Below are 19,555 nucleotides of genomic sequence, written 5' to 3'. Positions count from 1 at the left end.
ATCAATTTTCTTTTAATGTTTTTTCGATTCTTCTGTCCGGAATCAGCCATATAAGAGCCACGATATAATAAAAACCTATGGCAATATAAGGATAAAAAAATGAAGTAGCGATTCCCAGGACATAAAATACAATAGAGATATATTCTTTATATTTTGAATGAATGGCTTCTTTCAGCTTTGATTCTTCGCCTTCACACCGGATAATAACATGCTCCAGAATGGTGTAAGCAATGGCTGACATAATGAGGCCAATTCCATAGACTGCAACAGGGTTTTTGGCAAAACTTGTAGTCCCGATCCATTCTGTTGCAACAGGCATCAGAGAAAGCCAGAACAAAAGGTGAAGATTGGCCCAAAGAATGCTGCCATTTACTTTCTTTACGGTCTGAAACAAATGATGATGATTGTTCCAGTAGATTCCTACATAGATAAAACTGAAAATATAGGCTAAAAATTTAGGAAGAAGAGGTTTGAGACTGCTCCAGCTATTTCCCTCCGGTACTTTCAGCTCAAGTACCATAATGGTGATGATAATAGCAAGAACACCGTCACTGAATGCCTCCAGTCTTCCCTTATTCATTTACTTTACCTGATTTTTAAAGTTTTGTATCTTCCCTTTCAGATCATTCAGCATATCCGGATTGATGACTCCGCTTTCCATATCAAAGTTTTCATAAAATTTAGGTAATGAAAAAGTATCCTTAATGTCTGCTGCAAACTGTGGGAAAAATGTTTTCGCGGTATTCATTACATTTCCTCCGCCATAACCTCCCGGAGAAGTACTCATCAGAAGCATGGGTTTATTCTGAAATACTTTTACATTAATCCTTGAAGACCAGTCAAAAACATTTTTAAAAGCCGAGCTGTAAGAACGGTTGTGTTCTGCAAGAGAGCAGATGATGACATCACATTCTTCAATGACTTTTAAAAACTTGTGGGCTTCATCCGGAAACCCTTTCTTTTCAAGATCTACAGAGAAAACAGGCATGGTGAAATCGTTGAGGTCAATCAGATTGATTTCCTCATCCTGAAAATCTTTCAGAACAAACTTTACAAGTTCTCTGTTGATTGAAGTGGAAGATGTACTTCCGGCAAAAGCTAATATTTTCATGATAGATAATCTGAACTGAAATTATTTTCTGTTTAAAATCGCCTTAGGAAGCGGAACATATTCTTTGTCATCACCCGGAACCAAAGGGAAGGCCTCGTGATTCTGATCATTCCAGTTTACTTTGGCCTGATCAAGTAATTCTTTATCAGAGTTAACGAAATTCCAGAATATAAAACGCTCTTCATCGAAGGGCTCGCCACCAAAAAGATAAACTGTTCCGTTTTCGCTCATATCAAATTCGCAAAGCTTTGTATCTTTAGCGATCATCAGCTGTTTTGAACCATAAGAATTTCCTTCTGTGCTCACGGTTCCATCCAGAACATACATGGCAGCTTCTCCATAAAGATCTTTTCCGATACTTATTTTCTTAGCCTCTTTTGTTTTGATTTCAAGAAAAAATAATTTGCTGTGTACCGGAACCGGGGAAGTTCTTCCAAATGCTTCACCGGCAATTAATTTATACTGAATGCCATCTTCTTCCCAAACCGGAATATCATCAGCTTCAATATGATGAAAAGTAGGCTCCGACTGCTCAAGATGTTTTGGAAGTCCTACCCAGATCTGGAATCCGTGAAGTCTCTTATCACTGTGTCTTAAATATTCTGGGGTTCTTTCTGAGTGTACAACTCCTTTTCCCGCAGTCATCCAATTCACGGCACCCGGTTTTATTTCTATAGCACTTCCGCTACTGTCTCTATGGAAAATAGAACCTTCCAAAAGATAAGTTAATGTAGATAAACCGATATGCGGATGCGGCGGAACATCAAGATTCTGATAATCTTTTAATTCTGAAGGTCCCATGTGATCAATAAAAACGAAAGGGCCAACTGCTCTTTTTTCACGGAAAGGAAGGAGTCTTCCTACCAGGAAATTTCCGATATCTGCTGCTTTTTCTTCAATAATAAGTCCGATATTTGACATGATAGTGTGTGATGCTGTTTAAAAGTTATTTAAAATAAATTGAGTGGTTCTGCTGAAATTTAAAGTTTGTCATATCCTTCAAATTTCTCATCCACGATACGTTTCCATTCCGGATGCTTCTTGATAAAAGCAAAAACATACGGACAGAATGGAAGAAGCCTTTTTCCGCTTTCTTCAATGTAGTTCAATGTTTTCTCTACTACGGCAGCCGCGGCACCTGTTCCCGCCAGTTCAGGCTCTGCTTCAGTATGTACCAAAGCAATCTGATGCGTTGTCTCACGGTAATCAATGAGTGCGTAATGTCCGTTGACTTCTATTTCAAATCTTTTTTCCGCTTTTACAAGAGGTATATTTTCGAATTCTGGTTTCATAATATTTTGTGTTAAAAGGATTCTGTTTTCTACAGTAAAACAGAATGAAAAGCTAAACCTTACAGATTTCTACAACCTATAAGGTTTGCCATTATATAAAGTTAATAAAAAAAGGAATAATTGAAGGTTAAGATAAATTTAAATCTTCTAGTCTTCCAGATATCCGAATTTTCCGGTATTAAAATCCTCAAAAGCCTGCATGATTTCTTCTCTGGAATTCATCACAAAAGGACCATGAGGGTAAATTGGCTCATTGATAGGCTCACCGCTGATGATTAAAACAACAGCATCTTCTTTTGCTTCGATAGTGAATGTTTCACCTTCGTTTTTAAATAATGCAAAATGATCTGCTTTAACGGTTTCTTCCCCATTAATGGTAATGCTTCCTTCAATCACCAAAGCAGCAGTATTAAAATGGGCAGGGAAATTAAATTCCGCTGTTCCTCCTGCTTTAAGTTTTGCATTCATCATATGAACCGGAGTGAAAGTACTGGCAGGTCCTTTATGACCGTTATACTCTCCGGCAATTACTTCTACATAACCATTTTCACCTATATCCACTCTTTCCATTGTAGAGTTTTCAATAGCCTGATATTTCGGGCAGCTCATTTTATCTTTTGCCGGAAGATTTACCCAAAGCTGAACCATCTGAAAAATTCCTCCTTCTTTTGCCCACTCTGTTTCATGATATTCTTTATGAAGAACACCTTTGGCAGCAGTCATCCACTGAACGTCACCTTCTCCAATCACGCCACCACCGCCGGCACTGTCATGATGCTCTACTTTTCCGCTATAGGCTATGGTTACTGTTTCGAAACCTCTGTGTGGATGAACGCCCACACCTCTTGGTCTTTCTGATCCATTGAAATGAAATTTCGAATTGTAATCCAGCATAATGAACGGATCCATTCTTTTCATATCCAATCCAGGTACTCCCGGAATAAAATTGTGAACTCTGAATCCATCGCCTACAAAGTGTGCAGGTCTTGGAGATACTACGATTTCTATTTTTTTAGTTGCCATCACATTGTTGATTTGTGTAAACAAAATTACCATACTTATATACGATAAGCATTGATCTGTGTTAAGTTCGTAGCAAGGATGATGGATGGAAAATTAAACGGATAAAATAGCAGTTTTGCTTTTGTCCTTAACTATTCTTCCTTCGATTTCATGTTTTTACCATCTGAGATATGCAGTCTTCTGAAAACAAATCCTGATAAAATAGTTAATATTCCAACTGTGAGAAATGTCAATCGAAAGGCATTGTGGATTTCACCATTAATAAGATCCGTATTTTCAAACAGCTTTAAAACAATCAGTCCAAATGCAATACCAAAACCGATGGCTAGCTGTTGATTCACGGAGATTAAAGAATTTCCGCTGCTGGTCTGGAAGTTCCGGAGATCAGCAATAGAAATGGTGTTCATGGAGGTGAACTGTATCGAGTTGAAAAAACCTAGTACTGCAATAATCGGAATGAACCAATACAGGGAAGTGTGTATATCAGGAATGGCAAGCAGGCATATCAAGGTTCCGATAATGAATGTATTAACCATTAAAGTCTGCCGATAGCCATATTTATCCAGAATTTTAATGACGGATGATTTCCCGAAGATTGCTGTGAGTGCCATAGGAGCAATAATCCAGCCCGAAGTTACAGCAGACTGTTTGTAGGCAATCTGAATCATCAGCGGCAGCAATAACGGAACAGAACTGATTCCTAGTCTTGTAGCCAGATTACCTACAATACCTACACGGAAAGTTCTTACCTGAAACAGATTTAACGGGAAGATAGGATTTCCTCCTCTTTTTGCATGTTTGTAATAATAGTATAAAAACAGGAAACCCATGATAAATACAAGCAAAACAGGAGTAATATTCTGCATATCTCCAAAAAGTTCCAATGAAACAGAAAGCAGGAGAGAGGCGGCTGCAAAGATTAAGAAACCTTTTAAATCAAAATCAACATCATCGGATTTATAATTGGGCATGAATTTTAATCCTAAAAGTATTCCCAGAACACCGATCGGAATATTGATCAGAAATATCCAGTGCCATGAAAGATAATCTACCATATAGCCTCCGACTAATGGTCCCAGTACAGGCCCGATAAGCGCTGGAATAATGGCAAAGTTCATGGCTTTAAGCAGTTCATTCTTATCAAAGGTTTTAATGAGTGCCAATTTTCCGACTGGAGTCATCAAACTTCCTCCAACACCCTGAATAACTCTTGAAATAACAAGATGAGTAAGATTTTGAGACAGGGAACAAAACAGTGAACCTAAGCTGAACAGTACCAATGAAAAAATAAATATTTTTTTTGTCCCGAACCGGTCTGCCAGAAATCCGCTGGCGGGCATAAAAACGGCTAATGTCAAAACATAACTGATGATGGCGTTCTGCATATTAAGCGGAGACTCTTTCAGATCTTTTGCAATAGAGGGCAGGGAAGTATTCAGAATGGTAGAATCCAGCATCTGCATGAAAATAGCAGTAGCCAGAATAAGTGGTAGTATTTTTTTTATGGATGTCTGTTGTATGTTTGCTTCTGTCATTGGGTATAGGCTGGATAGAAGAACTTCCAGACTTATTTTTATTTGAAGAACCTGCCTGCTTTAAGCGGGATCAATCTTTAGATAAAGAAATCCATATAAAATTAAAAAAGTCCTGTGAGATTTCACAGGACTTTTTGATTTATTTTCTAGGTTTTTCTACTCCTTTCCATTCATCACCAGCTTTTCTGTACTGGCTTAAAATGAAAGTTTTGAAATCTTTTGTTTTGTATTCGATGTTATCGGTATTCTGCTCAAATGGCATGATGTAATAATATTCGATGTCTGTTTTATCAGATTTGTTTCCTTTTTTTACAGAAGGAACATATTTCGAAAACTTATAACTTGGAAGATATTGTTTTAGTCTTGCATAGAAAGCTTTGTCTTCTTTTTCATTAGGGATGATGTCTACAATGTTCAGATCATCTTTTTTCTTATCTACCCAAAGATAATATGTTTTTTCCTCTCCCATATTTCTGTTGAATGAGTTGAAAGCAAACAATTCTTTCGGTACCAGTTCTTTAATCTTTTCAGGATCTACCTTTGTGTAATATAATCCTTTAGAAGGATCTACATAGGTTTCAAGGTTGTACATTAAAACAGAATTGTTTTCAAAATTCTTGTTTTTAAAATACTGATTCAAAGATAATTCTGCAGTTGCTCTAAGCTCCTTACCTCTGGCATCCAGTTTTTTTGTCGGATTCTGAGGGTTTACGTACTTTACAAATTCATATAAAACGATAGGTTTGATATCCTTTAGGTGAGGATAAGTTTTCAGCTGCTCTGCTTTTACAAGCCAATAGTATTGTTGGTAGTAGTCATCTTTATCCTGATCTTTCACACTCTTATAAGTCAAAGCAAGCTTCTTTGAATTCAGATATTTGCCGTATTTTCCTTGTCCAAAAGCAAAACTTATGGATAATAAGACAAATAAAACAGTAAGGTTTCTTCTCATTTTTTTATAATTGATATTTTCGTTTTCCAAATATAATTATTTATTAGATATTATTTTGGATTGTGAGTTAAATTATGCCATATTGTTATTGTTAATTCAAGAAAAAATCCTGTATTGCTACAGGATTGATAAATTATAACTGAGGGAGTTAGATGTTTGAATGAGAAAAGTATAAATGTCAATAGCGAATTATTATGGTAAATAATTGAAAAACAAACGCAATGAACGCAAGGTTTATATTTGATCTTATATATTTTGTTCGCAAAGGCACTTCGTTCAGCTAGGAAATCGACTTGTCTATTGCTGAGTGAAACGCCCTTGCGATCATTTTTAAATATTAGAAATATCTTAGTGTACTCCGCGTTAAAATATCCCTAATAATGTAAAAAATTCACAAGCGCAGCGGATTGACAATTGACCATTCATCAGTATTCCCCTCTAGTACGAAGTTTCATGCACTTTCACTGCTCTTCCGCTTGGATCATTCATTTTTTTGAAGGCTTCATCCCATTCTAAGGCAATAGGAGTGGAGCAGGCTACAGACGGTACAGATGGAACGGTAGCAGCTGCTGTTTCGCTTGGGAAATGCTCTTCAAAAATAGTTCTGTATCGGTATTCTTCTTTGTTCTGAGGCGTATTTAGCGGGAATCTGAATCTGGCGTTTGCCATCATCTCATCTGTTACTTCTTTTTCAGCAACCTCTTTTAAGGTGTCAATCCATGAATATCCTACACCATCCGAGAACTGTTCTTTCTGTCTCCATACAATAGAATCCGGAAGAAGATCTTCAAAAGCTTTTCTTAAAACCCACTTTTCAATTTTCCCTTCAGCAGTATTGATCATTTTATCTTGCGGATTAAGAGTCATGGCAATATCCATAAATTCTTTATCAAGGAAAGGTACTCTGCCTTCGATACCCCAGCTCATCAACGCTTTGTTGGCTCTTAAGCAGTCATAAAGATGGAGTTTACCCAGTTTTCTTACCGTCTCATCGTGGAATTCTTTTGCATTGGGAGCTTTGTGGAAGTATAAATAGCCACCGAACAATTCATCAGACCCTTCTCCGGAAAGTACCATTTTAATTCCCATAGACTTAATCACTCGTGCCAGAAGATACATTGGAGTGGATGCTCTGATAGTCGTTACATCATAGGTTTCCAGATGGTAAATCACGTCACGTACTGCATCCAGACCTTCCTGAACGGTAAAGTTAACTTCATGATGAACAGATCCGATGTGTTCCGCAGCTTTTTGAGCGGCTGCAAGATCAGGAGAACCCACAAGTCCTACGGCAAAACTATGCAGTCTTGGATACCATGCTTCCTGGGTGTCACCGCTTTCAATTCTCTGACGGGCAAACTTTGCAGTGATCGCTGAAATTACTGATGAATCTAAACCTCCGGAAAGGAGCACTCCATACGGAACATCACTCATCAATTGTCTGTGTACGGCATCTTCAAGACCTTTTCTCAGTTTTGAGATATCAGTTTCGTTTTCTTTTACGTGATCAAAGCTGTCCCATTCTCTTGTATACCATTGCTGAAGCTCGGTTCCGTCTGGGCTGTAAAGGAAATGCCCCGGCAGGAAGGTTTCTATTTTTTTACAGATGCCTTCCAGAGCTTTCAGTTCAGAAGCAACATAGTAGTTTCCGTTTTTATCCCAACCCTGGTAAAGTGGGCAGATTCCCATATGATCGCGGGCGATAAGATAAATGTCGTTTTCAGTGTCGTATAATGCGAATGCAAAAATTCCATTCAGTTTTTCAACGAAATCCTTTCCGTATTTTCTGTAAAGTGCAAGGATGACTTCACAGTCAGACTGAGTCTGAAACTCATAATCCGGAAATTCTTCTTTTAGTTCTCTATGGTTATAGATTTCACCGTTTACCGCTAATACTACTTTTCCGTCTTTTGTAAATAGAGGTTGTTTTCCAGAGGTAGGATCTACGATGGCAAGTCTTTCGTGAGAAAAAATTACTTTCTCATCCTGAAAAACTCCACTCCAATCCGGTCCTCTGTGACGGATTTTTTTTGACATTTCCAATACCTGAGGTCTTAATACTTCAGTTTTTTGCTTGGCGTCGAATAAACATACAATTCCACACATGATTTTTATTATTTATGGAACAAAAGTAGAAGGGATGTTTATAAATAACAATGAAAAATATTTAAAAGCGAAAATTTTTAATCAATTTGTATTTTGAAGTTAAAAATTTTAACTATTTGTTGAAATTGACATGTTTTTGATTAATTTTTTTCGTTGAGCCGGAATTGATGAAATTTACATACGAAATAAAAATGACATATTTATTAATCTATGGTAATTAATTATATGAATTTTACCCCTTACTTTGTGGCTCGAAATAATTTTTTTTCATCATTTGTGTTTTTACCTTCTTGCAATTCTCATGCAAGAAGGTTTTGTTTTTATTGAACTCCAAGTAATGCTCCCGAAACATTCCATGAACTGAAACTTGTTCCTTCTGTAGGGCCTTGCGGAATTTTTATCTGTATGGTATGCTTTCCTGCCTTCAGATCTCCAAGAGGGATAAAGTTAGGATTGGTTACCGTTCCCGGACACCAGTTTGATCTGCTGAGGTCTGATGATGAAAGCCCGTCCTGAAAATTTCCTGAAGCAGGGTTGTATAGGCGGTAAGAACCACAGTCTGTTCTCCAGGGTACAAATGAAAACACCGGATTTCCATCCACAACAATAGAATTGGCTTTAGGAACAAATTCATCTCCGTTTTCCCAACCGCCATGTCCTGTTGTGGTATATCTTAGCTGTGCGTTTTTCAGATCTTTATTTAAAGTGAAACTAACCATAAGTCCTTTCTCCTGATTGAACATCGTGGAGTAGTCCTGTCCGGCCATTTCCATAATATTTAAAGTATTGAACAAAGGAATAGCTATATTGTTTTTATGAACGGTCTGATCACTTTTATGAATGGTGATATCAAGGCTTACTTTATGGCCGCCTTTATCATAGTTGCCAATAAATGTTCCAACCCAAAGTTCTTTTCCTGATAAAGAAGGTTTCAATTCTGTAATGTCCTGTCGGTAAGGACTGATGGTTTGCCAGGTTTTTCCTTTCAGCTGAATATGATTGAACTTCTGAATACCAAATGCAGTAAAGAATCGCATCATTTCCATAGCAGGGCTATAGGTATCAGTGGAAGTTACTCCGTAATATTGTTTTCCGTTTCCGTTTTCGTAGACAGGAAGCGTTTTTGCTCCTTTTTCCAATCCATCAAAAAAAGACTTTTCTTTATCCTGCGGAATGAAGAATACGGTTCCGGTTCTGTCATAGGCATCTCCATTGGATTGCTGTTTCAGTTCTACAAAAATATTTTCTCCTTCTGTAATGGCTGGAAATTTTATTTTTTTCAGAATGATCGTTCCATTGGCATATCTTTTTATCTGTTCATCTGATTTTGAAGCATCAGAGAAGTTGATGGTTTCATTTTCAAAAACAGTCAGTATGGTAAATCTGCTTTTCCAAAGCAGGTCTTTATATCCTAACTGATCTGTTGCCTGTATGTTTCCTTTTAAAATATTTTCAATGCCGTTATTCTTGATTTTTTTGATGGAGCCTGCGGTAATTAAAGAGTTTTTATTTCTCTCCACTTCCAGAACCAATCCCAAATTTTGCCCCAAAACAGAAGGTCCGCCTTTCAGTTTCAGATCATGAGTGTACCAGACTTCAATCGTGTTTGAATTGACCTTTGTAACTGCTTTCTTACAGGTATAGCCCAGGATTTTTTTGGTTTCACTGGTGAGTTCAAAATCCTGTTTTCCTACTGATTCAGCATCTGATGTCGAGATAATAGATCCGGGTTTTAGAAAAGCATAAGAAAAAATGGTGTTTGATGGTTTTTCTACCTTAGTGATCTCATAGGGATAGCTGCTCTTTTGTTCTTTAATCGCACTGTTGAGAATGAAATTTTCTTTTTCATTGACCCAAACTATTGTTGAGGGTTGATCACCTGTTGTTTTTCCGTTGTATGAACTTGTGTACTGAATTTCGTATGTCTGTGCAGAAAACAGACAATATAAGAAAACAGCCAGAAAATTGAGCGCAGTTTTTTTATGCATAAATAAGCGAGTTTACTGCAAAGTTATTTTAAACTTTCTACAGCATCAAACAGTTTTAATCTATACAATTAGTAGACAATTGGGGTGAAATGTTACAAAAATTGTTACATTTTTTTGAAAAGGGTTTAAACAATACTCAGCTTGAAATAAATTGGTATATCTTACGTTCAATCAAAAAATAATACCATTGAAAAACTTTTTTCTCCTTTTTATATTTCTATTGTTGTCAAATTCTGTAGAAGCACATAAACCTAAAGTAAGGATAGAAAACTTCGGAAATATAAAGACTTATTTTAAGTCAGGGTTTAATTTTAATCAGAAAACAATTGAATCTGAAGAGCTAAAAATACAGGTTATTGGTAGGCTATCCAGAATCATTGCTGAAAAATTAAGATGTTCTGATACGATTATGATTGAAAGAACAACTTATTATGCTCATAATCCTACTCAAAGTTTTTTTATTCTGGAAAATAATAATTCTCACTATAAGCTTGCTGTTTTGGATCAAGGAGTTTTACTGAAAACTAATAACAGTGGTCTGGCAATTAGAGTGCTGAGTGAAAATGTAAATGTTGTTGATGTTTTAAAACTTGTGGAATATTCTATTCTGAATCGCAAGAAAATTAATAAGAAACTTATTACGAAAAGCTACTTTTATGGAGAAGAAAAGTTGATGATATTAGCAAATTCTGAAGATTTTATTCGAAAAATATGTAAAATGCAATCCAAATTAGTCGATGAAGTTATTAATAACAATATTGAATTATTGGACAATGGATTTTTAAGAACTAAAATTTCATGGAAAAACGGGAAATTCATGTTTGGAATTAACCGTAAATATCCTACAGGTGAGACTTATTCAGATTTTGTAATGTATAATTATGAGATTGAGGATTTCAAATATTATGTAGATTCTGCTTATTCAGATTTCTTCGTGATTTTTCTTACTCCCAATACATTTACATATTTTGACGGTGATAATAACAATACACCAGATAAAATAGAAGTAGAAAAAAGTTCGTGGTATCCGTTTCAACTTTCAAGAGATAATTTTGGTGATAAAATAGTTCTATTTGATACGAATACTTATTTCTATGTTTATAATTTCAAAAAAAAACTACTCCAAAGAATAGAGTAGTTGTATGTATTGTTAATTGGGTTTGGATTAAGAAATTCTCTCAATCAAAGCCATATAGAATCCGTCATAACCTTCACTAGGCATTACTTTTTCATCTTTAATCATTTTGAATCCAGGATTGTTTTTGATGAATTCATCTACCTGAAGGTTGTTTTCAGAAGGAAGAATAGAACATGTAGCATATACCATTTTTCCTCCTTTTTTAAGCATTTTAGAATAGTCCTGAAGGATTTGTTGCTGCTCCTTTTTAATTCTGTCAATAAAGTCCTGATCGATTTTCCATTTACTGTCCGGGTTTCTTTTTAAAACTCCAAGACCTGAACATGGAGCATCAATCAAAAGTCTGTCTGCTTTTTCATGAAGACGTTTGATCACCTTGTTGTCAGAAATCATACGGGTTTCAATATTGTGAGCTCCGGCTCTCTTTGCACGGCGCTTCAATTCAGCTAATTTCCATTCAAAGATATCCAGTGCTATAATCTGACCTTTGTTTTTCATGATGGCTGCTAAGTGAAGAGTTTTTCCTCCCGCACCCGCACATGCATCTACAACCCTTTGTCCTTCTTTAACATCAAGGAAATATCCAATCTTCTGAGAAGAGGCATCCTGAACTTCAAATAATCCTTCTTTAAAAGCTGTCGTCAGGAAAACATTTTTCTTTTCTTCCAACTGAACAGCATCAGGATAATTTTTAATAGGAAAAGAAACAACCCCTTCATCCGAAAGATCAGAAATAAGTTCTTTGGTGGTTGTTCTTAAAGAATTGGCTCTTAAAACTGTTGGAGCCTGCTCATTTAAAGCAAGCATTTCTCTTTCCCATTTGGCACCCAGCTCTTTTTCAAGAGTTTCAGCCAGCCAATCAGGAATAGAATGTTCTATTGCTTTTGTAGGAACAGTATTCTTTTTAAGTTTGGTAAGAATGTCGGCAATTTTGATTCCGTCAAATTCTTCAAATTTTTTATAATTGGTTTTACTCCAAAGTAAATACGCAATAATCAATTTGTAAATATTGTTGGGTTTTACCCCTTCACCCATATAGTATTCAAGGCGTTTTTTCCAACGGATAATATTGTAAAAAATTTCAGAAACAACGGCTCTGTCCTGGCTTCCCCATTTTCTGTTTGCCTTCAAAAGTCTTTCAATAACTTTATCGGCATATTTGTTTTTCTCAAAAAATGTTTCGTGTAAGGCATCGTGAATCCCGATTGCCAAGTTTCTGTGAATAAGTTCCATAAATTTGCTTCGCTGTTTGAATCTGCAAAAATACGACTTTTAATTGAGAGTTGAAGATTGACTTGTTAGTTTGGGAATTGGAGCAGTTTTTGAGTAAAGAGTAATGTGATCTGATATTATTGATCCCAGGTCAATCTGTTTATTGATTTTTTTAGGGATAGAACTCAATTTTAATGTTGAATTTGTAAAGATTTTCAGAATATTTATATTTTTTTATTTGTTGATAGTAACCTTTCACTTTAAAACGAATAAACCTGTGTTTTTGCTTAATGAAAAATTTTTGCTGACAAAACATACACTGTTCATTATTATCCTTTATTTTCTTTGCGGCAAGTTTATTTAATTTATATTAATTCACTATGTTGTGCAATGTTAACGTATGCTTATTATCTACTATACTGAACTTTATCTCTTGACTTCAACCTCTAAAAAGCTCTACCTTTGCAAAAAAATAAAAATATGAGTGATACGATACTTTGTCCAAAATGCAGTTCTGAGTTTACCTACCCAAGCGATAATTTGATGGTATGTTCCCAGTGTTTCTACGAGTGGGATCCTGCAGAGGCAGCTTCTGAAGCAGCAAACGAAGGAAAGATATTGGATTCGAATGGAAATGAACTTCAGGATGGGGATTCTGTAGTGGTGGTAAAAGATCTTCCTGTAAAAGGAGCGCCAAAACCGGTAAAGGCTGGAACTAAAGTGAAGAATATCCGTCTTAGACCAGGAAGTGATCACAATATTGACTGTAAAATTGACGGTTTCGGGGCAATGGCTCTTAAGTCAGAGTTTGTAAAGAAAGCGTAAAAAAACTGTGCTTTTTTATGGCCTAAAAATAAGAAAAGGAAAAAATTGGACAGTGTAATCTTTCATAAGACTTAATTGCAAGATTGCTAATGTCCGTCTGGAAGGCAGAAAGAGAAATAACCAAAAATTTCCTTATACTTTGGAAATACAAATGTAAGAAAAAGTTTTATAACAGATTCTTATGTTTGTATTTTTTTTGTTGATAAGTGTAAGTGAATGTATACGTTATGTGTAGAATAACGAAAAGGTGTAATGGCGGATTTGATGATGATTTACCTTGCTGTTTTACCTTTTGCACTTTAGTTTTTAGGTAAACGAAATATTTACAAATCCTGATATTTTCTCATCAGTATACATAAAAACTTCCTTTCCTTTTACGCTCAATTTATTCCAATAATAATTTCCTGCAAATCTGCTTTCCAGAACTTCGGCTTCAAGACCCATTTCGGTGATTTTTATTTCTTTGGGATAGTAGGAAAATTTGGAAAGCTGGAAATCTTCAGCTTCATTTTCACTGAAAATATTCACTTCTCCAAATAATTTTGCCACATAAGAATTATAAGGATTTCTGTAGGTCTCCTCCGGACTGTCATTCTGAATGAGTCTTCCATCCTGCAAAATGACAATCTGATCCAGCCATGGCATGATATCCTGAAGTTCATGCGTGGAGATAATTAAAGAAACTCCATGCTGCTTCACATATCTGAAAAGTCTTTCTCTGAGCTCAATTTTTCTCGGAAAATCCAGATTACTGAATGGTTCATCTAAAATCAGGAGCTTTGGAAGTACAGAAAGGGCTCTGGCAATAGCTACCCGCTGCTGCTGTCCGCCACTTAAATATTTAGGAAGTACATGGGCAAATTCCTGAAGGCCTACCACCTCAAGAAGTTCTGTTACCGTTTCTTTTTTTTGTTTTAAATTGATATTTGAAATGAATTTTCCTACGTTTTCAGCAACTGTAGCGTAAGGCATAAGATCAAAATTCTGGGCTACGAATTTCATTTCGGGCTCTCCGGGAACAAGATTTCCTTTAGGGCCTGAAAGCTTTGTACCGTTAAAAATAATTTCTCCGCTTTCCCAATCCAGAAGACCATAAATCAGGTTGAGAAGAGTAGATTTTCCACATCCACTTTCTCCGGCAAGAGCTATAATTCTGTTTTCTTCAAACCTTAGGTTAAGGTTCTGAAACAGGGGATTTTCTTTGTTGTGAGAGAAAAATAAATTGTTTATTTCTAATAGCATATTACAAATGTAAGGTTTTTATGAAAACACAATTTTTTTTATTATATTAGCGGAACTAATAAAAATAAATCAAAAATGAGAAAAAAACTGTTTTCGATAGCTATCCCTGCATTATTTGTTGCTGCTGTAATGGTTTCTTGTAAAAAAGATAAACCGCTTACCAGTGAGAGTAATGAGGTGACGACTACTAAAGAAGGTAGCCAGTTCACTTTGGATACGCTAAACAGTAAGGTTGAATGGAAGGGATATAAAGTATTTAAATCTGAAAATACGAGCCATTTTGGAACCATCAGGTTTGAAAGTGGAGATGTGACGGTGAAAGACGGAAAACTGGAAAGCGGAAAATTCGTTGCTGATATGAACTCTTTAACTTCTGTGGATTTAAAAGACAGCCCGGAAGATTTAGGAAAATTAAATGGCCACCTGAAGAGCGGTGATTTCTTTGAAGTTGAAAAATTCCCAACAGCTTCTTATGAGATCACAAAGGTTACTCCGGCTACAGAAGGTGATTATAATACTCTTTTGGATGGTAATTTAACGATTAAAGGAATTACAAAACCTGTTCAGTTTAAAGCTAATGTTTCTGTAAAAGATGGAGAAGTAAGTGTAGCTACTGAACCGAAAGATATCAAGAGAGAAGAGTTTGGCGTAAAGTTCCAGGCTCCTGCTGAAAACGGCGTGATTAAAGACGAGGTAACTCTTCAGATCAGCGTTAAAGCTTTAGAAAAGAAATAATTTTTTTATTTAAGTGAAATAAGTGATTGAAGTCTGCCTCCCGAAAAAGAGGCAGATTTTTTTATGACGGACTTAATATTCAACTTAAAAGTCGTATTTTTGCAAAACATTTTGAAAGGGTAAAATAATGATAGAAAAGATAGAAGAACTACTGGTCGAAGTAAACGGCTTCAATGCTACCTCTAAGGAAGATATCGAAAACTTCCGAATCAAGTACAACGGTAAAAAAGGGGTTCTGAATGATTTTTTTGAAAAATTTAAAGAAGTTCCTAACGACCAAAAGAAAGAATTCGGACAGAAGATCAATACTTTGAAACAGGCAGTGGCTGTAAAACTGGAGGATTTGAAAAATGCTTCCACATCTTCTGTGGTGGTAGAAAAAGAAGATCTTACAAGACCTGCTTTTCCATTGGAATTGGGTTCCAGACATCCGATCAATCTGGTAAAAAACAGAATTATTGAAATCTTCAAATCGATTGGCTTTGCTGTAGCAGATGGTCCTGAGATTGAAGATGACTGGCATAACTTTACGGCACTTAACCTTCCGGAATACCACCCGGCAAGAGATATGCAGGATACGTTCTTTATTGAGCAGAATCCGGATATTCTTTTAAGAACACATACTTCTTCTGTACAAACCCGTTATATGGAAGAAAACCAGCCGCCAATCAGAATTTTATCTCCGGGAAGAGTGTTCAGAAATGAGGCTATCTCTTCACGTTCTCACTGTATTTTCCATCAGATTGAAGGATTATATATTGATGAGAATGTAAGCTTTGCAGACTTAAAGCAAACCATTCAGTTCTTTACGACAGAGCTTTTCGGAAAATCTAAAATCAGAATGAGACCTTCTTTCTTCCCTTTCACAGAGCCAAGTGCTGAAATTGATGTGTATTGGGGATTAAACTCTGAAACGGATTACAGAATCACAAAAGGAACAGGATGGCTGGAAATCATGGGATGTGGAATGGTAGATCCTGCTGTACTGAAAAATGTGAATATCGATTCTGAGAAATATTCGGGATATGCATTCGGAATGGGAATTGAAAGAATTACGATGCTTCTTTACCAGATGAGTGACATCAGAATGTTCTTTGAAAATGATATCAGAACATTGGAACAGTTCAAAACACTATAAAAAATCAAACCTCCGGAGCTCCGGAGGTTTTTTGTTTTTAATTACTGACCTAAGAAACAAAACGTAACTAAAAACTGATCTTATTGAAAATTTACACGTGTCTGTTTCTTATGCCCATACTTCGGTTCGAATCCGCTAGGTACCTCAATGAAGTATTGACATGCTGCAGCTTCATTATTGCTGCCTCTATAATAAAGACAACAGGTGTCAGGGATTTATTACATTAGAAATAAAAAAAAGCCTGTAAATGTTACAGGCTTGTATCTTTTAAAAAAACTGATCGTTGTTATTTACTGAACTTTAAAGGATATTTTACATTCTTGTAATCATCAATACTTGCTTTCAATGCGCCTACTGCCAGTTCCGCCTTCAATAGCATAGGAACATGGTTAGCATCATTGGAAACCCACATCGTTACTCCTTCTTTTTCTTTAAATACTCTTCCGCTCTTCACAGATGGAATAATCTTCAAACAGTTAATCGTACCGAATTTTGTTTTTAAATTTTCTGTCCCCACTACTTTAAGCTGGAAAGGAAACATTTCATCATCAATCCATACATTCATATTGATGATGGTTCCCACCTTCAATTCGTCCGGGCTTTTACTTCTCAAATAATAAAAACATGAAAGCATATCCTGAACCCCTTTTACGGATTTTAAAACCTTAGAACCATTGGCCGGAGTTTTTTTATCTGTTAAAATCAACGTGTTATTATCATGATTGAAAACGGTTTCAAAATGCTGGCGATAGCTTCCTTCACGTACATTTCTGACATAGAAGCTTGGTAATCCTGTCTGCGTATTGATGAAGCTTTCATATAAATCTTCCACTTTGAAGAATGCTTTTACGGCACCAGTAGTCTCTCCTGTGCCTTTTACATAAAGATGAGGTACCCCTTTGTAATTGGTTTGTTTGGTAGTAAGATTCGCTGTTCCTGCATTAAGGAAGCCGTAGTGGATTCTAAGTGTGATAGATTCACCGTCTGCGATGTTGTCAATCTGGGCTGAGCCTAAAAAGAATATTAATACTGCAAAAAGGTTTAAAATTTTCTTCATAACAAGACATTTACAAAAACATTGCCAAATTTAAAATCTTAAATGATAGATATTTGACAAATCTCAGGTTTTTATTTAGAATCAATTAAATATGCTTCGCATTAAAATTAGTAAATTTGCAGTTACATGTATAATTAAATTATCTTAAAGATTATGATAACCACTGATATATTGATCATAGGTGCGGGACCTACAGGACTTTTTGCAGTTTTTGAAGCTGGTTTATTAAAAATGAAGTGTCATATTATTGATGCGCTTCCACAGCCGGGAGGGCAGTTGGCGGAACTTTATCCTAAAAAACCTATCTTCGATATTCCAGGTTATCCTTCAGTAAATGCTGGAGAATTGGTGGATAATTTGATGGAGCAGATCAAACAGTTTCAACCTGGATTTACTTTAGGGGAAACTGCGGTTTCTTATACAAAGGTTGATGATGAGTGGTTTGAAGTAATCACAAATAAAGGAACGGTTCACAGATGTAAAGCAATTGCTATTGCAGGTGGATTGGGAACTTTTGAACCTAGAAAGCCTACTTTTGATAATCTTGCTGATTATGAAGAAAAGGGTCTTGAATATTTCGTGAAAGAGCCTGAGCATTTCAGAAACAAAAAAGTAGTAATTGCCGGAGGAGGAGATTCTGCACTGGACTGGAGTGTTTTCCTTTCTAATGTTGCCAGTGAAGTGACTTTGATTCACAGAAGAAATGAGTTCAGAGGAGCTTTGGATTCTGTAGAGAAAGTTCAAGATCTGAAAAACCAGGGGAAAATTAAATTAATTACGCCTGCTGAAGTTACCGGTATTAAAGGTGACGGAAAAGTAGAAGCTATCACGGTAGAAGTGGAAGGGCAGGAAGCTTACGATATTGAAACAGATTATTTCATTCCTTTATTCGGATTGACGCCGAAATTGGGTGAGATCGGAAACTGGGGACTGAACATCGAGAAAAATGCAATTGTTGTAAACAATGCACTTGATTATCAAACCAACATTGACGGAATCTACGCAATTGGAGATATCAATACATATCCTGGAAAACTAAAGTTGATTCTTTGTGGTTTCCACGAAGCGACTTTAATGTGCCAGAGTGTTTATAACAGATTGAATCCTGGTAAAAAATTCGTATTAAAATATACAACCGTAAGTGGTGTAGACGGATTTGACGGAAGCCGTAAGGAAGCAGAGAAGGCAGTTGTGAAAAAAATTGACTAATTTTGTAGAATTATGTCAGACGTTAATATTAAAATCACCGACAGAGAAGGTGTAACCCACGATGTCGTAGCTCCTACGGATATGTCCATGAACTTAATGGAAATTATCCGTTCCTATGAATTGGCAGAAGAAGGTACTATTGGAGTATGTGGAGGAATGGCGATGTGTGCTTCATGCCAGGTATATGTAATCAATGATCCCGGTCTGGAACCGATGGGAGATGAAGAAGATGCCATGCTGGCTGAGGCTTTCCATGTGAAAGACAACAGCAGATTGGGATGCCAGTTACATATTGCCGATGCCATGGAAGGGCTCGAAGTGGAGATTGCTCCTTATCCTTAGAAAATATTTTTTAATCTTAATAAGAAACCCGTCCGGATTTTCCGGACGGGTTTTTTCTTTATATTTCATCCTTACTGATCACTTTCCAAACTGTAGGAGCCTCATAATTTCTCATTTGGTCCAACAAATCATCAATACTTTCACTAATCAGCACCATATCCTTATTGACTTGTTTTAAAAATCCCTTATCTACCATGGTTTGAATAAGTTTGATAAGATCATCATAAAATCCATCAATATTCAGAATTCCGATCGGTTTTTTGTGGAGCCCGAGCTGTGCCCAGGTGATCATCTCGAAAAACTCTTCCAGCGTTCCGTAGCCACCAGGAAGAACGATGACTCCGTCGCAGAGTTCATTCATTTTGGTTTTTCTTTCATGCATGGTTTCCACGATGATAAGCTCGGTAAGATTTTTATGGGCAATTTCTTTGGTTTGTAAAAATTTGGGAAGAACTCCGATTACCTTACCATTTTCACTTAAAGCCCCATTGGCTACCGTTCCCATTAAGCCCGTTTCCGAACCGCCATAAACAAGCTGTATATCTTGTCTGGCTAAGGTCTTACCAAGTAAAAATGTCTGTTCTTTATAAATATCATGCGAGCCAAAACTTGAGCCGCAGAATACGGTGATACTTTTCATTGTATAAGGT

The 19,555-nt window shown here is 36.3% G+C and carries 19 protein-coding genes; 6 read left to right on the top strand and 13 right to left on the bottom strand.

The window, feature by feature from the left end; genetic code table 11:
• Nucleotide 1: 1 nt before the first annotated feature.
• The 9 genes from JOE44_RS12300 to JOE44_RS12260 form a co-directional block, all read right to left on the bottom strand.
• Nucleotides 2-580 carry a TMEM175 family protein gene (locus JOE44_RS12300; protein ID WP_209785814.1) on the bottom strand — a complete coding sequence of 193 codons (579 nt, stop codon included), beginning with the start codon at nt 578-580 and terminating at the stop codon, nt 2-4.
• Complete coding sequence (locus tag JOE44_RS12295) at nt 581-1,111, bottom strand: NAD(P)H-dependent oxidoreductase (protein WP_209785813.1); 531 nt, start codon at nt 1,109-1,111, stop codon at nt 581-583.
• Nucleotides 1,112-1,132: 21 nt separating this feature from the next.
• Entirely contained in the window at nt 1,133-2,032 is a 900-nt protein-coding gene (locus tag JOE44_RS12290; RefSeq protein WP_209785812.1) for a pirin family protein, read from the bottom strand.
• A gap of 59 nt (nt 2,033-2,091) precedes the next feature.
• Nucleotides 2,092-2,403, bottom strand: a complete 312-nt coding sequence (locus JOE44_RS12285; protein ID WP_209785811.1) for a GNAT family N-acetyltransferase — start codon at nt 2,401-2,403, stop codon at nt 2,092-2,094.
• Between the two features lie 147 nt (nt 2,404-2,550).
• A complete protein-coding gene (locus JOE44_RS12280) occupies nt 2,551-3,426 on the bottom strand; it encodes a pirin family protein (RefSeq protein ID WP_209785810.1) in 876 nt (291 codons plus the stop codon).
• A 131-nt stretch (nt 3,427-3,557) separates the two neighbouring features.
• Nucleotides 3,558-4,961 carry an MFS transporter gene (locus tag JOE44_RS12275; RefSeq protein ID WP_209785809.1) on the bottom strand — a complete coding sequence of 468 codons (1,404 nt, stop codon included), beginning with the start codon at nt 4,959-4,961 and terminating at the stop codon, nt 3,558-3,560.
• Between the two features lie 139 nt (nt 4,962-5,100).
• Complete coding sequence (locus JOE44_RS12270) at nt 5,101-5,943, bottom strand: hypothetical protein (RefSeq protein WP_245169771.1); 843 nt, start codon at nt 5,941-5,943, stop codon at nt 5,101-5,103.
• A gap of 408 nt (nt 5,944-6,351) precedes the next feature.
• Nucleotides 6,352-8,019 (bottom strand): asparagine synthase B, encoded by a 1,668-nt coding sequence (gene asnB, locus JOE44_RS12265; protein ID WP_209785808.1) that lies wholly within the window; start codon nt 8,017-8,019, stop codon nt 6,352-6,354.
• Between the two features lie 320 nt (nt 8,020-8,339).
• A complete protein-coding gene (locus tag JOE44_RS12260; protein ID WP_209785807.1) occupies nt 8,340-10,007 on the bottom strand; it encodes a GLPGLI family protein in 1,668 nt (555 codons plus the stop codon).
• A 187-nt stretch (nt 10,008-10,194) separates the two neighbouring features.
• Between JOE44_RS12260 and JOE44_RS12255 the strand changes: the two genes are divergently transcribed.
• Entirely contained in the window at nt 10,195-11,145 is a 951-nt protein-coding gene (locus JOE44_RS12255; protein WP_209785806.1) for a hypothetical protein, read from the top strand.
• 27 nt (nt 11,146-11,172) lie between these two features.
• Here the strand turns inward: JOE44_RS12255 and JOE44_RS12250 are convergent, their stop codons facing one another.
• Complete coding sequence (locus tag JOE44_RS12250; RefSeq protein ID WP_209785805.1) at nt 11,173-12,378, bottom strand: RsmB/NOP family class I SAM-dependent RNA methyltransferase; 1,206 nt, start codon at nt 12,376-12,378, stop codon at nt 11,173-11,175.
• A 459-nt stretch (nt 12,379-12,837) separates the two neighbouring features.
• Here JOE44_RS12250 and JOE44_RS12245 point away from each other — a divergent pair, with 459 nt between their 5' ends.
• A complete protein-coding gene (locus JOE44_RS12245; protein WP_209785804.1) occupies nt 12,838-13,182 on the top strand; it encodes a zinc ribbon domain-containing protein YjdM in 345 nt (114 codons plus the stop codon).
• Between the two features lie 306 nt (nt 13,183-13,488).
• On the opposite strand, the gene JOE44_RS12240 is transcribed toward JOE44_RS12245, so the two are convergent.
• Nucleotides 13,489-14,424 (bottom strand): ABC transporter ATP-binding protein, encoded by a 936-nt coding sequence (locus JOE44_RS12240; RefSeq protein WP_209785803.1) that lies wholly within the window; start codon nt 14,422-14,424, stop codon nt 13,489-13,491.
• Nucleotides 14,425-14,499: 75 nt separating this feature from the next.
• On the opposite strand from JOE44_RS12240, the gene JOE44_RS12235 reads away from it, so the two are divergent.
• Both JOE44_RS12235 and pheS read left to right on the top strand, forming a co-directional pair.
• Nucleotides 14,500-15,159, top strand: coding sequence for a YceI family protein (locus JOE44_RS12235; protein WP_105684498.1), 660 nt, complete (start codon nt 14,500-14,502; stop codon nt 15,157-15,159).
• 127 nt (nt 15,160-15,286) lie between these two features.
• Nucleotides 15,287-16,297 (top strand): phenylalanine--tRNA ligase subunit alpha, encoded by a 1,011-nt coding sequence (gene pheS, locus JOE44_RS12230; RefSeq protein ID WP_047429302.1) that lies wholly within the window; start codon nt 15,287-15,289, stop codon nt 16,295-16,297.
• 286 nt (nt 16,298-16,583) lie between these two features.
• Here pheS and JOE44_RS12225 read toward each other — a convergent pair whose 3' ends face one another.
• Nucleotides 16,584-17,354: a DUF3108 domain-containing protein gene (locus JOE44_RS12225; RefSeq protein ID WP_209785802.1), complete on the bottom strand. Its 771-nt coding sequence runs from the start codon at nt 17,352-17,354 to the stop codon at nt 16,584-16,586.
• 153 nt (nt 17,355-17,507) lie between these two features.
• On the opposite strand from JOE44_RS12225, the gene JOE44_RS12220 reads away from it, so the two are divergent.
• Nucleotides 17,508-18,563 carry an NAD(P)/FAD-dependent oxidoreductase gene (locus JOE44_RS12220; protein WP_034697025.1) on the top strand — a complete coding sequence of 352 codons (1,056 nt, stop codon included), beginning with the start codon at nt 17,508-17,510 and terminating at the stop codon, nt 18,561-18,563.
• 12 nt (nt 18,564-18,575) lie between these two features.
• Nucleotides 18,576-18,905, top strand: coding sequence for a 2Fe-2S iron-sulfur cluster-binding protein (locus tag JOE44_RS12215; protein WP_034697026.1), 330 nt, complete (start codon nt 18,576-18,578; stop codon nt 18,903-18,905).
• A 58-nt stretch (nt 18,906-18,963) separates the two neighbouring features.
• Here the strand turns inward: JOE44_RS12215 and JOE44_RS12210 are convergent, their stop codons facing one another.
• On the bottom strand, nt 18,964-19,545 hold the full coding sequence (locus tag JOE44_RS12210) for a TIGR00730 family Rossman fold protein (protein ID WP_209785801.1): 582 nt from the start codon (nt 19,543-19,545) through the stop codon (nt 18,964-18,966).
• Nucleotides 19,546-19,555: the final 10 nt, after the last annotated feature.

The sequence above is a fragment of the Chryseobacterium sp. PvR013 genome, from assembly GCF_017833095.1.
Classification (GTDB): domain Bacteria; phylum Bacteroidota; class Bacteroidia; order Flavobacteriales; family Weeksellaceae; genus Chryseobacterium; species Chryseobacterium culicis_A.
Note: the sequence above shows the minus strand (reverse complement) of the source record. Positions and strands in the feature narration are given on the sequence as shown.